The sequence below is a fragment of the Frigoribacterium sp. AC512 genome, assembly GCF_979258295.1.
The window spans coordinates 178,720-192,764 of sequence record NZ_OZ409850.1 but is presented as its reverse complement, the minus strand read 5'-3'; the positions used below and the strand labels follow the sequence as shown (position 1 = coordinate 192,764).

Here is a 14,045-nt window from a genome sequence, read left to right as displayed (position 1 = left end):
GCGCGGGGACTAGCGTCGACGGAACACGTCAACGTTCCCTGGGAGGACCCATGAGTTTCCGATTCTTGCTCATCGCCATCATCGCGTTCATCGCCTACACCTTCGGCGCGAAGGCCGGGCACGGTCGCTACAAGCAGATCTCGGGCTACGTCGGCTCGTTCTGGAACGACCCCCAGGTCAAGAAGGCCCGCAAGAGCGCCAAGAAGAACGTCGCCGTCGCCCGCAAGGCCGCGATCAAGAAGGCCAAGAAGGCCTCGCGCTGACCTGAGCGCACGTCCGTCGACGAGGCCCGTCCCGCTGAGCGGGGCGGGCCTCGCCGTGTGCGCGGCAGGCGCGGCAGGCGCTGCAGGCGCGGCAGGCGCGGCAGGCGCTGCAGGCGCTGCCGTAGCGTGGGCGGATGATCCCCGACGCGTCCTCGGCCGGTGACGAGCGCCTCCTCGTGGTGCCGGAGCCCGTGCTCGCCGCGGCCGACGGCGCCACCGTCACGCCGGTGTGGCTGAACGAGGCAGGAGGCGTGACGTACCGCCTGGGGGACGGTCCCGGCCGGCGCTTCGCCAAGTGGGCGCCGCACGGCAGCGGGCTCGACCTGCACGCCGAGGAGATGCGCCTGCGCTGGGCCGTCGAGCACGCCGTCGTGCCGCGGGTCCTCGAGATCGGCAGCGACGACGAGGGCGACCACCTCGTGACCGCGGGCCTGCCCGGCCGCAGCGCAGTCGACCTGCGGTGGGTGCGCGACCCGGAGCGTGCGGTGCGGGCGGCAGGGCACGGGCTCCGCGTGCTGCACGACGCCCTGCCGGTGGACGACTGCCCCTTCAGCTGGTCGGTGGAGGACCGGATCGCGACGAGTGCGCGGGCGCGCACCGCGCCTCCTTCGTCGCACCCCGACTCGCTGGGGCCGGCCCCCGAGGTCGACCGTCTCGTGGTGTGCCACGGCGACCCGTGCGTGCCGAACACGCTGCTGCTCGACGACGGAACCTGGTCGGGCCACGTCGACCTCGACGCGCTCGGGGTCGCCGACCGCTGGGCCGACGTCGCCGTCGCCACGATGAGTCTCGAGTGGAACTACGGCCCCGGCTGGGAGGCCGTCTGGCTCGACGCCTACGGGATCGACCCCGACCCGGTGCGGACCGCCTTCTACCGCGGGCTCTGGAACGCGACCTGAGGAGCTGCCCGCGTCGGGCGTCGCGTCGGAGCCGGCGGGTCGTCGTCGCCCGCGGCGGGTCCGAGTCGCGTGCGGCGGGTCCGAGTCGTGTGCGGCGGGTTCCCGTCGCCCGCGGCGGGTCAACGCTGACCCGCCGTCGACGACGGGAACCCGCCGACTACGCGTCGAACTGCGCAGCCCAGGCGTCGAGCCGCTCGAAGACGGCGGACTGGGCCGCGACCGACGCACGCCAGTCGTCGCCGAGCGTGAGCCCGTGATCGGCCCCCGGGACGGTGACGACGTCAGCTCGGGCGACCAGCCCGGCAGGCTGCCAGAACGGGTCGGCGTCGCCGGCCACGACGAGGTGCTCAGGGCCGGCGTCGACGAGCGCCGTCCGGACGGGGCCGTTGGTGCTGAGCGGCGTGAGCCAGGCGCCGGCCACGCCCTCGCGGAGCGCCCACGGCAGGGCGAGCGTCCCGAGGGACTTCGCCACGACGACGCACGGGCCTCTCGCCCCGGCGAGGCGGGCTGACTCGCGAGCCGCGACCGCCTCCTCCTCGATGAGCGGGACGGGGTCGCCTTCACCGGAACGGGCGTCGAACGACCAGGTGACCACCTCCACGTGCCAGCCGCGGGCGGCGAGGACGGCCCCCGACCAGGCGAGCAGCGGCGCCGCGACCGGGTAGCCGGCCCCCGGCAGCAGCACGGCCACGGGCGAGCCGGGTTCGCGGGCGGCGGCAAGGGTGCGCGACGACATGCCCCCGAGCCTAGGAGGCGCGGTGCGGGCCCCGGGAGCACCCTCTCGTCGACATCGCAGGGGAGAAGGGACACGACGGGGGTGGGCCCAGGCCCAAGGCGTCCCTTCTCGCCGCAGTCGGGCGGGCGGGCGGCGCAAGGCGGGCGGGCGGCCGGCGCAAGGCGGGCGGCGGCCGGCGGCCGGCGGCCGGGTCAGGTGGTGCGCCGCTGCGCTCGCCAGCGGCGGGCCAGGTCGCGGCCGTACAGCACGGCCGCGACGTAGTGCCCGACGAGCCCGAGCAACAGCACGAAGCTGCTCACGACCACGAGCAGCTGCCCGAGCACCTCGGGGCCGTCGCCGCCCTCGGAGCCGCGCCACTCGGCCACCACGGCGACGCCGACGAGCAGCATCAGCAGGCCGACGAAGATCAGCGCGGTGCGGACCTTGCCCACCCACGTCACGGGGAAGGAGGCGCCCCCGAACGCGATCAGCGCGATCAGGCTCAGCACCACGTCGGGCAGCAGGATCAGCACGAACACCGGCCAGCTGAGCAGCCCGCCCAGCCAGAAGGCCAGCACCACGACGATGACCGTGAGCCGGTCGGCCACCGGGTCGAGCCAGGCGCCCAGCTCGGAGGTGGTGTGGGTGCGGCGCGCGACGAAGCCGTCGACGAAGTCGGTGAGGAACACGACCGCGATGACGACCATCGACGACCAGTAGCGCTCGTCGACGATGAGCACGACGAAGACCGGCAGCAGGAGGAGGCGGAGGGCCGTGATCGCGTTCGGCACGGTCCGCCACTCGTCGGTGCGGAAGAGGCGGTCGACGAGCTGCACGGGGGCTCCTGGGGTCACGGGGCGGGGCGGCGACGAACCGGGGAGGGCGTCGTGACGATCCTAGGCGGCGGCTCGCGGCGCCACGTCGGGCACGGGACGTCGCCCGTCAGTACCCGTAGCCCTCGAGCGAGCCAGGCGACGTGTCTCCGTCGATGAACACGTAGCAGAGCACCTCACGGTCGCCCTCCGACCAGCTCTGCTCGGTGGGCGACAGGTAGCCGAAGTCGACCTCCGAGTCGTCCCACGGGAGGCCGACGAACGACTCGAACTCGTCGTAGCACCCCTCGTCGGAGAAGGCCGACATGGCCTCTTCGCCCGGCCAGCTCGACTGCGTGGCCTCGACCACCGCGTACGCCTCGTTGTCGTGCTCGTCGTCGCACGACTGGCTGTCGACGCTCTCGACGTCGCCGGGCCCCTCCGCGTCGCCGAGGCCGAAGGCGAAGCAGTCGCCCACCTCGACGTCGAACGCCGAGGTGTCGGGCACGCCGCCGGTCGTCCCGGACCCGACGCTCGGCGAGGTCGACGCGGACGCGAGCTCGGCAGCCGAGTGCGCGACGGCGACGGCGGCCGCGGTGCCGCCTGCCAGCACGAGCAGGCCGGCCGCGACGAGGCCGCCGATCAGGAGGCCCCTGCGGCGCGGAGGTCGAGCCGACGGGGCGGACCAGGCTGTCGCAGGCGCCGCCGTGGCGTACGAGGCGTACGGCGTGGCCGGCGCGTACGGCGTGACCGGCGCAGCCGGGGCTGCCGTGGCGTACGGGGCCGGCGCGGGGGCGCCGAAGACCGCCGGGCCGGGGATCGCAGGAGGAGCGGACCGCGACGAGCGGGTGAACGGAGCGTCCGCCTCCTGCGCGCCGATCGCCTCGACCCAGCGCCAGACGGAGGCGACGACGGCGGTGGCGACGACGGGGGCGTCGGCCTGCAGCGGCACGGCCAGGAACTCGCGACGGCGCTCGCCCGGAGGGGTCTCGCCGCCCTGGTCGGCCCAGAGGCCCGCGACGAACCAGGCGGCGCCGTCGTCGGCGAGGTCGAGGAACGCGCGGTGGCCGAGACGGACCCGGACCGCCCCACGAGGGTCGGCCGAGTACGCGGACGGGACGACGGCGATCTCGGCCCCCGTCAGGTCGTGGCGTAGCAGGCCGGCCAGGCGCTCGAGGTCGGCGGGCGAGGGAGGGATCGACGGCGACACGGGCTGCTCCTGACGGGCGGGGCCGGGTGCGACGGCTCCTCGACGGCGGACCGGGTGGGTTCGCCGCGAGGATCGTATCCCGAGCCGCCGACCTCGGACAGGCCTCGATCGGGGGCGGATGCACGACGGCGTGCGCCCTGCAGGTGCAGGGCGCACGCCGTGGCGTGGCAGGACGTGCCGGGCCGGAGCTCCCGCTCCGTCTCGGCGAGCGAGCCGAGGAGGCGCGGAGGGCGCCCCGACGTCAGCGCGAGACGGACTCGAGCGTCGGGTAGTCGGTGTAGCCGGTCGCCCCGTCGGCGTAGAAGGTGGCGGGGTTCGGCTCGTTGAGCTCGGTCTCGCGCTCCCAGCGGGCGACGAGGTCGGGGTTCGCGATGGCCATGCGGCCCACGGCGACGGCGTCGGCGTGGCCGTTCTCGACCAGGTCCTTCGCCTCGGCCAGGTCGGTGACCGTGCCGAAGCCGCTGTTGAGCACGACCGCCTGGCCGAAGCGGCGACGGAGGCGCTGGACGAGCTCGCCGCGCGGGTCGGAGTGCAACACGCTCATGTAGGCGAGGCCGAGGGGGGCGAGGCCGTCCATCAGGGCGTCGTAGGTCGCGGTCACGTCGTCGAGGTCGGTCTCGACGACGTCCTGGATGTTGTGCATCGGCGAGATGCGGATGCCGACGCGGCCCGCGCCGATCGCGGCGGAGACGGCCTCGGCCACCTCGATGCCGAGGCGGGCGCGGGCGGCGGGGCTGCCGCCGTACTCGTCGGTGCGGACGTTCGAGACGGGCGAGAGGAACTCGTGCAGCAGGTAGCCGTTGGCGCTGTGCAGCTCGACGCCGTCGAGGCCGGCCTCGAGGACGGCGCGCTTCGAGGCGGTGACGAAGTCCTGCACGGTCTGGCGCACCTCCTCGGTCGTGAGGGCGTGCGGCACGGGGAACTCGGCCTTGCCGGAGGGGACGTGCACCTGGCCGTCGATGGCCACGGCGCTCGGGGCGACGATCCGCTCGGTGCCGGTCACGTCGGGGTGCGAGACGCGGCCGGCGTGCATCACCTGCATGACGATGGTGCCGCCCTTCGCGTGCACCTCGTCGGCGACGCGCTTCCAGCCGGCGACCTGCTCGTCGGTGACGATGCCGGGCTGGCCGGTGTAGCCCTTGCCCTCCTGGGTCGGGTAGGTGCCCTCGGTGACGATCATGCCGAGGGTGGCCCGCTGGCCGTAGTGCTCGACCACGACGTCGCCGGGCACGTCGCCCGCGTCGGCGCGGGTGCGGGTCAGCGGCGCCATGGTGACGCGGTTCGAGAGGACGAGGTCGCCGAGGACGGCGGAGGAGAAGAGATCCACGAAGGGGTCCTTTCCGGTGGGAGGGAGGAGGTGGCCGCGTCGGCTCGCGACGCGTCAGGGAGAGTGCCCGTCGTCGCGCACCTGCGGGCCAACACGGGTCACGACGCGGTCATTCCGCCCGACGAGCACACAGGAGGGAGTTCTCAGGAACGCAGCCACAGGAACGCGACCTCGGGAGGCGACTCCCGGCGCGCGTCCTCAGGCAGGCACCCCGGGGATCGGAGCCCCCCGGAGCGGTCAGGATGTGAAGGCGGCGTGCACCGCGGCGATGTCGTCGCCGCCGTGCCCTCGGTCGGAGGCCGTGCCGTAGAGACCGGCCAGCGCCTCGAGCAGGGAGGTGCCGAACCCGGCGTCGGCCGCGGTCGCGGCCTCGCGCATCAGCGAGACGTCCTTGCGGAGGCCGTCGAGCGCGAACTGCGCGGGGTACTCGCCAGCGATCATGCTGGCGCCCTTGAGGTGCGCGTAGGGGGTGTCGGCCTGCCCGCCCTCGATCGCGTCGAGGAACAGCTGCGGGTCGAGCCCGAGCGTCCGGGTCAGCGCCAGCGACTGGGCGGCCGCCGCGGTGACGGACGCGATCCACGCGTTGGCGGCGAGCTTCAGCGCCGTGCCCTGGCCGACGGAGCCGCCCGCGGTGATCGTCTTCGCGCCCATCGCGTCGAGCACGGGCTGCACCCGGGCCAAGAGGTCGGGGGCGCCGGCGGCGAGCATCACCAGCTTGCCGGTCTCGGCGGGCTTCTTGGTGCCGAGCATCATCGCCTCGACCAGCGGCACGCCGCGCTCGGCGGCGAGGTCGACGACCCGCGCGGTGTCGGCGGCGCCGATCGTGCTCGCCTGGACCCAGACGGGGCCGTCGGCCTCGGCGCCGGAGGCGGCGGTCGCGTCGACCGCGGAGGTCGCCTCGCGCAGCACGCTGAGCACGGCCTCGCCGTCGAACAGCACCGTGACGACGACCTCGGCCCCGTCGACCGCCTCGCGGGCCGTGTCGACGACGGTCGCCCCGACGCCGACGAGCGGCTCGGCCTTGTCACGGGTGCGGTTCCACGCCGTGACGTCGTGCCCCTCGCGCAGGAGCGTCCTGACGACGCCCTGCCCCATGATCCCCGTGCCCAACACTGCGACCTTCATGCCTGCTCCTCGCCTGCGGCCGGGCGTCTCGCCGGGCCGCGTCGTGTTCGTGTTCGTGTTCGTGTTCGTGGAGTCGATCGTGTTCGGTCCGCACGCAGACGGGTCCGCGCGCCGCCGGGGTCGACCGTACGCCCGGCCGCCGACACCGGACCCGGGAGTGTCCACGCGCCTCCCGCGGCAGTCCTCGGGAGGCGTCGTGCGCCTCCTCGAGGGCCCCGGGAGGCGCGGGCCCGGTCAGTCGATCGCGTCCGACCCGAGGGGGTCGCGTCGGATCGCGCGACGGACCCGTTCGACGACCGACGGGGTCGGCGGCTCGTTGTAGGTGCCGGCCTCCTCCTGGCCGCTCAGGCGCTGGATCGCGGCCATCACCTCGTCCGTCGCGTGCCGGCGAGCGCGACCCGACTTGGCGTCGCCGTGATGCGAGAGATCGATCGGCTCGCCGAACTCGACGGTGAAGCGACGGAGGCGCGGCACGGTCGTGCCGACCGGCTGCAGCTCCTGGGTGCCCGTCAACGCGACGGGCACGACCGGGGCGCCGCTCGTGAGCGCGAGCCAGGCGACCCCGGTCCGGCCCTTGTACAGGCGGCCGTCGAGCGACCGCGTGCCCTCGGGGTAGATCGCGAACGCGTGCCCCTCGGTGAGCCGGCCCAGGCCGAGGTCGAGCGCCTGCTGGGCGGCGGCCCCTGCTCCCCGCTCGACGCCGATGGCGCCGATGCCCGAGAAGAACGACCGGCTGAGCCGCCCCTTGAGGCCCGTGCCCGTGAAGTAGGCGTTCTTGGCGAGGAACGAGACCTCGCGCGGGGCCATCAGCGTGATCACGACGCTGTCCATGAACGAGAGGTGGTTGCTCGCGAGGATGACGGCGCCGCGGCGGGGGACGTTGCGCCGCCCGACGACCCTCGGGCGCCAGAGCAGCCGGACGAGGGGCACGAGCACGACGCGGCTGAGGAAGGTGAGCACGGCACCACTGTGGCGCAGACGGCATGCCTCGCGCGGCATGCGCAGCACGGAACGTCTCGCGACGAGCCTGTCGACGAGCCTGCCCGGGGTCCGTCTCCGGGTCGGTCGCAGCAGCGACGTCGGCCGTCACGGAAGCGAGATCCGCTCACCCTTTCACCGCCTCCTCGGGCGGGACGGGTGGCGGGCGAGGCCGTCCCGCTCGCCCGTCGTCGCCCGGTGCGGGGACAACGGGTGTCCCCCTCAGGGAGGATTGCGGCCCGTCCGAGCCCCTCCCTATGCTCGCCGCGTGGGGACTGGACGAGGTACAGGAGCGCAGCGGGGGCTGACGCTCGACGACGGACGACGGACGCAGGGCGACCTCGTCGAGGGGCCGCTCGACGGCCTGCTGCCGCTGCCTGCGGGTCGCGTGAGGCGGGCCGCCTGGCTGCTCGCCCCCGTCTGGCACGTCGGCTTCGCCGTGCTCTCCGTGCTCGGCGCGGTCCATGCCGGCCACGTCGGCACCATGGCCCCGCTCGCCGCGACGGCGCTCTACGCGACCGCCGGGGCGCTCTTCGCCGCGGTGGCCGCGACGCTCGTCGCACTCCGCGTGCAGGGGACCCGAGGAGGCGCGGTGCCGCTGGTCCCGGTGCGTGCGGCCTACCTGACCACGCCCCTGGCGAGCGCGATGCTCCTCTCCGCCGCTTACGTGACCCGACTGGGCGGCGGGCCCTTCCTCGGCGGGTTCGGCGCGATGATCGCCCTCACCGTCGCGCTCGTGATGCTCGCCCAGCGGACGACGGAGCTGCGGCTCGGGTCGGCCGGACCCGTCTCGGAACGACGGACGCCGACGGCGCCGGTCGCCGTCGTGCCTGCGCCTGCCGCCGACGCTGCCGCCGACGCTGCCGCTGCCGCAGTCACGGCGGCTCCCGCGGCTGTCGCCTTCGACGCCTCGTCGCGCCGCTAGCCGCGCGTCAGGGCCGTCGCGACAGCGACGACGCGACAGCGCCGCAGGTCGCGTCAGTAGTTGTCGTCGGGCGGGACGGACTCGTCGTACGGGTCCCACGGGGGCTCGTCGTCGAACGGGAACGGCTCCGAGTCGGCCGCCGGGGCCGCGCTCGTCGTCGGCGTCGGGCGGGAGTTGCGTGCGGCGGCGGGACGACTGCGGGAGCTCGTCTCCGCCCGGAAGGACGGGGTCGAGCCGGAGGCCGAGGTCGAGCCTGAGCCGGTCGAACCCGAGCCGGCCGCGCCGGTGCCGGCACCGGACTCGGCTGCCCGGGCCGCCGCCTCCTCGGGGGCGACCCCCGAGACGACGTCGAGCACCTGTTGCCCGTAGGTGTCGAGCTTCTTCTGGCCGACGCCGCTGATGCCCGCGAGCTCGCCCATCGAGCCCGGACGGCTCGACGCGATGCCGCGCAGGGTCACGTCGCCGAAGACGACGTAGGCCGGCACGCCCTGCGCCTTGGCGATGCCCGCCCGCCACTGGCGCAGGGTCTCGAAGAGCGGCACGTCGGCGGAGTCGAGGTCGGCCGCGCCCGAGCCGCCGCGCGAGCCGCGCGTCGAGACGCCCGCCGACGACCCACGGGCACCGCGGACGCGCGGGGCCCTCTCTGGCTCTCTGCGCAGGCGGACCTGCTTCGCCCCCGAGAGCACCTCGCCCGCCGCGTCGGTGATGAGCAGGGTGCCGTAGCCGTCGGGCGAGACCGCGAGGACCGACTGGGCGAGCAACTGGCGGACGACGCCGCGCCACTCGATCTCGCTGAGCTCGGTGCCGATGCCGAAGGTCGAGAGCTGCTCGTGGCGGTTCTGGGTGATGCGCGGCGTCGTGCGGCCGAGCAGGATGTCGATGATCTGCCCCGCGCCGAACTGCTGGTTGCGCTCGCGCTTTAGGCGCACGATCGTCGACAGCAGCTTCTGCGACGGGACGGTGCCGTCGAGAGCCTGCGGCGGGTTCAGGCAGGTGTCGCAGTTGTGGCACGGCGTGCTCGCCTGGCCGAAGTAGCCGAGCAGCTGCACCCGCCGGCACTCGACGGTCTCGCAGAGGGCGAGCATCGCGTCGAGGTGGGCGCCGAGCTTGCGGCGGTGCTCGGCGTCGCCCTCGGACTGGTCGATCATGCGGCGCTGCTGCATGACGTCCTGCAGGCCGTAGGCGAGCCACGCGGTCGACGGCAGGCCGTCGCGCCCCGCTCGACCGGTCTCTTGGTAGTAGCCCTCGACCGACTTCGGCAGGTCGAGGTGCGCGACGAACCGCACGTCGGGCTTGTCGATGCCCATGCCGAAGGCGATGGTCGCGACCATCACGATGCCGTCCTCTCGGAGGAACCGCGACTGGTTGCGTGCTCGGGTGCCGGCGTCGAGGCCCGCGTGGTACGGCAGGGCGGCGATGCCCTGCTTGACGAGGAACTCGGCCGTGCCCTCGACGGACTTGCGCGACAGGCAGTAGACGATCCCCGCGTCGCCCTCGTGCTCGGCGCGGATGAACCGGAGCAGCTGCTGCTGAGGGCCGTCCTTCGCCTCGATGCGGTACTGGATGTTGGGCCGGTCGAAGTCGGCGACGAAGTGCGCCGCGTCGTCGAGCTCGAGCCGCCGCGAGATCTCGCGGTGCGTCGTCTCGGTCGCGGTCGCGGTGAGCGCGATGCGCGGCACGTCGGGCCAGCGCTCGTGCAGCACCGACAGCTCGAGGTAGTCGGGGCGGAAGTCGTGCCCCCACTGCGCGACGCAGTGCGCCTCGTCGATGGCGAACAGGGACACCCGGCCACGGTCGAGCAGCGACTTGGTCGAGTCGAGCTTCAGTCGCTCGGGAGCGAGGTAGAGCATGTCGAGCTCGCCGGAGACGAAGGCCTGCTCGACGGCTCGCCGCTGGTCGGGATCCTGCGTCGAGTTGAGGAACGACGCCCGCACGCCGACCGCCTCGAGGGCGTCGACCTGGTCTTGCATCAGCGCGATGAGGGGCGAGACGACGACGCCCGTGCCCGGCCGGACGATCGCCGGCACCTGGTAGCAGAGCGACTTGCCGCCGCCGGTGGGCATCAGCACGAGGGCGTCGCCGCCGCCGACCACCTGGTCGATGATCGCGGCCTGGTCGCCGCGGAACGCGTCGTAGCCGAAGACGCGCTGCAGCACCTCGAGAGGAGCCCCGGCGGGGCCCGACGAGGAGGGCGCGGCGGTGGCGGTGGGGGCGGCAGGGTCGGTCACGCGACGAGTCTAGGAGGCTGCGCCGACAGCGTCAGCCGACCCGCGCCTCCTCGTGGACGGTGCCGTCGGCGGGCGATGCCGGGGAGGACCGGCGCTCCCCCGACCTGTGGAAGGCGCGGGTCACTAGCCACGCCCAGACCGGCGTGCAGACGACCGTGACGGCGAGCCCCAGCGGGCTGCCGTCGCTCGCCTCGGTGCCCGCGAAGGGCGCCAGCAGCAGGAACAGGACGGTGTTGTTGAGCACGTGGCCGACGATGGCGGCCTCGAGCCCTCCCGTGCGCCAGGTCAGCCACGCCGCCGTGACCCCGAACACGGCGACGTCGACCATGCCCCAGGGGTTGTAGGCGTGCGACAGGGCGAACGCGGCCGTCGGCAGGACGATCGCGACCACGGGCCAGGCGATCCACGACCCGAGCGCCTGCACGGCGAAGCCGCGGAAGACGAACTCCTCGGCGGAGGCCTGCAGCGGCACGAGCAGCAGGATGACCAGTGCCGACCAGACGATCGTCGCCGGCGGCGTCGTCACGGGCCCCGTGCCGATCGCCTGGCCCGTCAGCGGGGGCAGCACGAGGTAGCTGAGGCCGACCGTCAGCACCATGAGCACGAGGGCGGCGGGCAGCGTGCGGGCCATCCAGCGCCAGCGGAGGCGGCCGGTGACGCTCGACAGCTGGCCGAGCCGTCCGAGGCCGGCGAGCTTCGTCGCGAACAGGGCGGCGGGCAGCAGCGTCGCGATGGACGCGAGCGTCGTGAGCAGGACGAGCGGCTGGGAGGCGTCGAGCGGGTCGTCCTGGACGCCCTGCGCGACCGTCGAGGTGAGCTCCTGGCCACCGGCCGCGCGGAGGACCGCGAAGATCGCCAGCACGACCGCGTTCGCGAGCACCCAGTAGAGGACGGCGCCGATCACGGCCGCGAGCAGCGGTCGCCACCAGCGGTACGTCGGCAGCGCACGGAACAGCCGGTGGTACTCGACGGAGGCGGTGGTCACGCCCCCGAGGTTAACGCCGGCGGCCCGGCCGCACCTGTGCAGGTGCGACCGGGCCGTCGGGTCGTGCGGGGCGGTGCCGGGTCGTGCCGATCGCTCAGTCGGTCGCCTCGACGAGCAGCTCGCGACGGCGACGGAGGCGCGTGGCCGTGAGCACGCCGGCTCCGGCGAGCATCAGGGCGAGCGCCGCCAGGAGGCCGGTCGTCGCCGCGTCCGAGCCGGTGAAGGCGAGGTCGCCCGCGGCGGCCGGGCGCGGGGTCGGGCCCGTGCCCGCGCCGGAGCCGGAGCCCGTGCCGGGAGCGGTGCCCGCGCCGGCGCCCGGCGTCGTCGGCGTCGTCGGGTCGCCAGGGGTCGGGTCGACGACCACCGGGGCAGCGGCAGCAGCGAACACGATCGGCAGGTCGACCTCGGTGCCGGTGCCGGACACCGCGATGCGGAGCGAGCGCGTGACCGGGCCTGCCGTGGGTGCGGTGATGCCCTCGGGGACGGTGAACGTCAGCGTGGCGCGGCCCTGCTCGTCGAACAACGGGGTGGCGGTCGTGTCGACGGTCGAGGTCGCAGCCTCGACGCCGTCCAGGGACGCGGTCACGGTCAGGGGGTCGGCCTGGTCGGGCGCCGCCTGGCTCATGACGAGCGACGAGAGGTCCAGCTCGACCTGCTCGCCGGCCGCGAAGCCGCCGGCAGGAGCCTCGGACGTCGTGACGCCGAGCGACCGGACGGCGAAGTCCGGCGCAGGGACGAGGCCACGAGCCGTCTGGTCCGCGAAGTAGTCGATCTGGCTCTGCAGGTCCACCTTGCCGCTGTCGGCGTGCGCGCGGCCGTTCGCGAAGGCCGTGAAGCCGTCGCCGCCGGTCGCCAGGAACGAGTTCGTCGTCACCTTGTAGACGGTGTCGTCGAGGAGGGGCTGACCGTCGAGCGTCGCGCTGGTCACCGCGTAGCCGCCCGTGGCCGACGGGTCGTACGTGTAGGCGAGACCCTCCGACGAGCCCAGCTTGAGGAACGGACGGGCCGTGACCGCCGGCTGGTACTGCTGCTCCAGCACCGCCTTGATCTCGGCGCCGGTCATGTCGACCACCACGAGGGTGTTGGCGAAGGGCTGCACGAGGGCGACGGACTTGTAGTCGATGGGGCCGCCAGCTGCAGACTGGGCGACCAGGTCGGTGCGGAGGCCGCCCGGGTTCATCAGGGCGAGCTGAGCACCCTTGTCCCGCGTCGACCACAGCTGGACGTCGGCGACGAAGTTGCCGAGCGTGGACTCGCCGCCTCGGTTCTCCGTGGTTCCGGTGTACGCGCGGCGGAACTCGCCCCCGATGGTCCCGACCTGGACCTTGCCTCGCTCGTCGGCGACGGCCACTGCCCGCGAGACGATGCCCGCGATGTCGGGGTTCGGCCCTGCCTGGACCCCGAACAGCTTCTGCTGGGGCAGCAGGGTCGCCGTGACGGTGTCACGGGGCGCACCGGTCGCCGCCGGATCCACCGACAGCTGGAGGTGGCTGAGGAACGAGCCGTAGCTGCCCGTCTGCACCACGGGACGGGGCACAGTGCTCCCGTCGGGCACGACCGTCGTGTTGTACGAGGCGTGCGTGTGCGCCGAGAGGATCGCCGAGACGTCGGGGCTGACGCCGCGCGAGATCTCGCCGAAGGCGCTGTCGCCGCCGATGGCGGCGGGCGTGCTGTCGGCGGCGCCCTCGTGGACGAGCAGCACGATGGCGTCGGCCGCGTCGGCCGCCACGATCTCCGCGGCCGCCGCGTTGACGGCCGGGACGATCGGCGTGAAGGTGAGCCCGGCGATGCCGTCCGGCGACACGAGGGTGGGCATCGACTCGGTGACGGCACCGATGAAGGCCACCCGTGCGCCGCTCGCCGTGGTCTCGACGACATACGGCTTGTACGCGTGCGCGCTGCCGCGCATGACGTTGGCGGCCACGTACGGGAAGTCGCTGTTCGTCGTGACCCGACCGTCCAGGTCGCCCTGGCCCTTGTCGAACTCGTGGTTGCCCGTGGCCGACACGTCGAGGCCGATCGAGTTGAGGGCGTCGAGGGTGGGCTCGTCGTCCTGGATGAAGGACGTGAAGGTCGAGGCACCGATGTTGTCGCCCGACGACACGAAGAGCGTGTCGGCGTTCGCTCGACGGACCGCGTCGACGGCGCCCGCGAGCGAGACCGCGCCGCCGATCACCGTGTTGCGGCCCACGCCGTCGTCGGCCTCGATGCGGCCGTGGAAGTCGTTGATCCCGACGATGTCGATCGTCGTGGGAGCGGCCTGGGCGGCCGGGGCGGCGACGAGGACGCCGAGGCCCATCGTGGTGACGGCGACGAGCGAGAGGGCGGCGCGGCGACGTCGCCGGCCCCCGTTCTCGCGCTGGGGTGTGGCGGCGGGGCGGGGGCGCATGACGAGTGTGTCTCCTGGTGGGCTGCGGGGTGGGGGCCGGATCGGCCTCGACGGCCTGCCCCCCGGTCGAGGGACGGCCCCCACGACCATAAGATCCAGCTGGGAGTCCGACAAGGCCTCCCGCAGCTTCGTCATCCGTTGTTAACGCGACGGCCGTCTCGTGAGACGACAGCTGTCGCCCTGGCTCGC

12 protein-coding genes are annotated in these 14,045 nt (G+C 73.9%); 3 read left to right on the top strand and 9 right to left on the bottom strand.

Translation table 11 applies throughout. From position 1 onward, the window contains the following. The first annotated feature begins 50 nt into the window (after window positions 1-50). Both ACZZ97_RS00825 and ACZZ97_RS00820 read left to right on the top strand, forming a co-directional pair. Entirely contained in the window at window positions 51-263 is a 213-nt protein-coding gene (locus ACZZ97_RS00825) for a hypothetical protein (RefSeq protein WP_123547114.1), read from the top strand. Between the two features lie 134 nt (window positions 264-397). Further along, on the top strand, window positions 398-1,162 hold the full coding sequence (locus tag ACZZ97_RS00820; RefSeq protein ID WP_463471938.1) for a phosphotransferase: 765 nt from the start codon (window positions 398-400) through the stop codon (window positions 1,160-1,162). 157 nt (window positions 1,163-1,319) lie between these two features. Here ACZZ97_RS00820 and ACZZ97_RS00815 read toward each other — a convergent pair whose 3' ends face one another. The 6 genes from ACZZ97_RS00815 to ACZZ97_RS00790 form a co-directional block, all read right to left on the bottom strand. Further along, window positions 1,320-1,898, bottom strand: a complete 579-nt coding sequence (locus ACZZ97_RS00815; protein WP_463471937.1) for a hypothetical protein — start codon at window positions 1,896-1,898, stop codon at window positions 1,320-1,322. Window positions 1,899-2,089: 191 nt separating this feature from the next. Next, a complete protein-coding gene (locus tag ACZZ97_RS00810) occupies window positions 2,090-2,713 on the bottom strand; it encodes a CDP-alcohol phosphatidyltransferase family protein (protein WP_463471936.1) in 624 nt (207 codons plus the stop codon). Between the two features lie 106 nt (window positions 2,714-2,819). Beyond that, window positions 2,820-3,899, bottom strand: coding sequence for a septum formation family protein (locus ACZZ97_RS00805; RefSeq protein ID WP_463471935.1), 1,080 nt, complete (start codon window positions 3,897-3,899; stop codon window positions 2,820-2,822). A 241-nt stretch (window positions 3,900-4,140) separates the two neighbouring features. Next, complete coding sequence (locus ACZZ97_RS00800; RefSeq protein ID WP_463471934.1) at window positions 4,141-5,226, bottom strand: alkene reductase; 1,086 nt, start codon at window positions 5,224-5,226, stop codon at window positions 4,141-4,143. A 237-nt stretch (window positions 5,227-5,463) separates the two neighbouring features. Next, the gene (locus ACZZ97_RS00795) at window positions 5,464-6,351 is read right to left on the bottom strand and encodes an NAD(P)-dependent oxidoreductase (RefSeq protein WP_463471933.1); all 888 of its coding nucleotides are present in this window, start codon (window positions 6,349-6,351) and stop codon (window positions 5,464-5,466) included. Between the two features lie 234 nt (window positions 6,352-6,585). Then, on the bottom strand, window positions 6,586-7,350 hold the full coding sequence (locus ACZZ97_RS00790) for a lysophospholipid acyltransferase family protein (protein WP_244638902.1): 765 nt from the start codon (window positions 7,348-7,350) through the stop codon (window positions 6,586-6,588). A 247-nt stretch (window positions 7,351-7,597) separates the two neighbouring features. Here ACZZ97_RS00790 and ACZZ97_RS00785 point away from each other — a divergent pair, with 247 nt between their 5' ends. After that, the gene (locus tag ACZZ97_RS00785; RefSeq protein WP_463471932.1) at window positions 7,598-8,254 is read left to right on the top strand and encodes a hypothetical protein; all 657 of its coding nucleotides are present in this window, start codon (window positions 7,598-7,600) and stop codon (window positions 8,252-8,254) included. Between the two features lie 53 nt (window positions 8,255-8,307). Here the strand turns inward: ACZZ97_RS00785 and recQ are convergent, their stop codons facing one another. The 3 genes from recQ to ACZZ97_RS00770 all read right to left on the bottom strand — a co-directional run bounded on the left by recQ (window position 8,308) and on the right by ACZZ97_RS00770 (window position 13,856). Continuing rightward, entirely contained in the window at window positions 8,308-10,482 is a 2,175-nt protein-coding gene (gene recQ / locus ACZZ97_RS00780) for a DNA helicase RecQ (protein ID WP_463471931.1), read from the bottom strand. A gap of 31 nt (window positions 10,483-10,513) precedes the next feature. After that, the gene (locus ACZZ97_RS00775) at window positions 10,514-11,467 is read right to left on the bottom strand and encodes a lysostaphin resistance A-like protein (protein ID WP_463471930.1); all 954 of its coding nucleotides are present in this window, start codon (window positions 11,465-11,467) and stop codon (window positions 10,514-10,516) included. 94 nt (window positions 11,468-11,561) lie between these two features. Beyond that, window positions 11,562-13,856, bottom strand: coding sequence for a bifunctional metallophosphatase/5'-nucleotidase (locus tag ACZZ97_RS00770; protein ID WP_463471929.1), 2,295 nt, complete (start codon window positions 13,854-13,856; stop codon window positions 11,562-11,564). Between the last annotated feature and the right edge of the window lie 189 nt (window positions 13,857-14,045).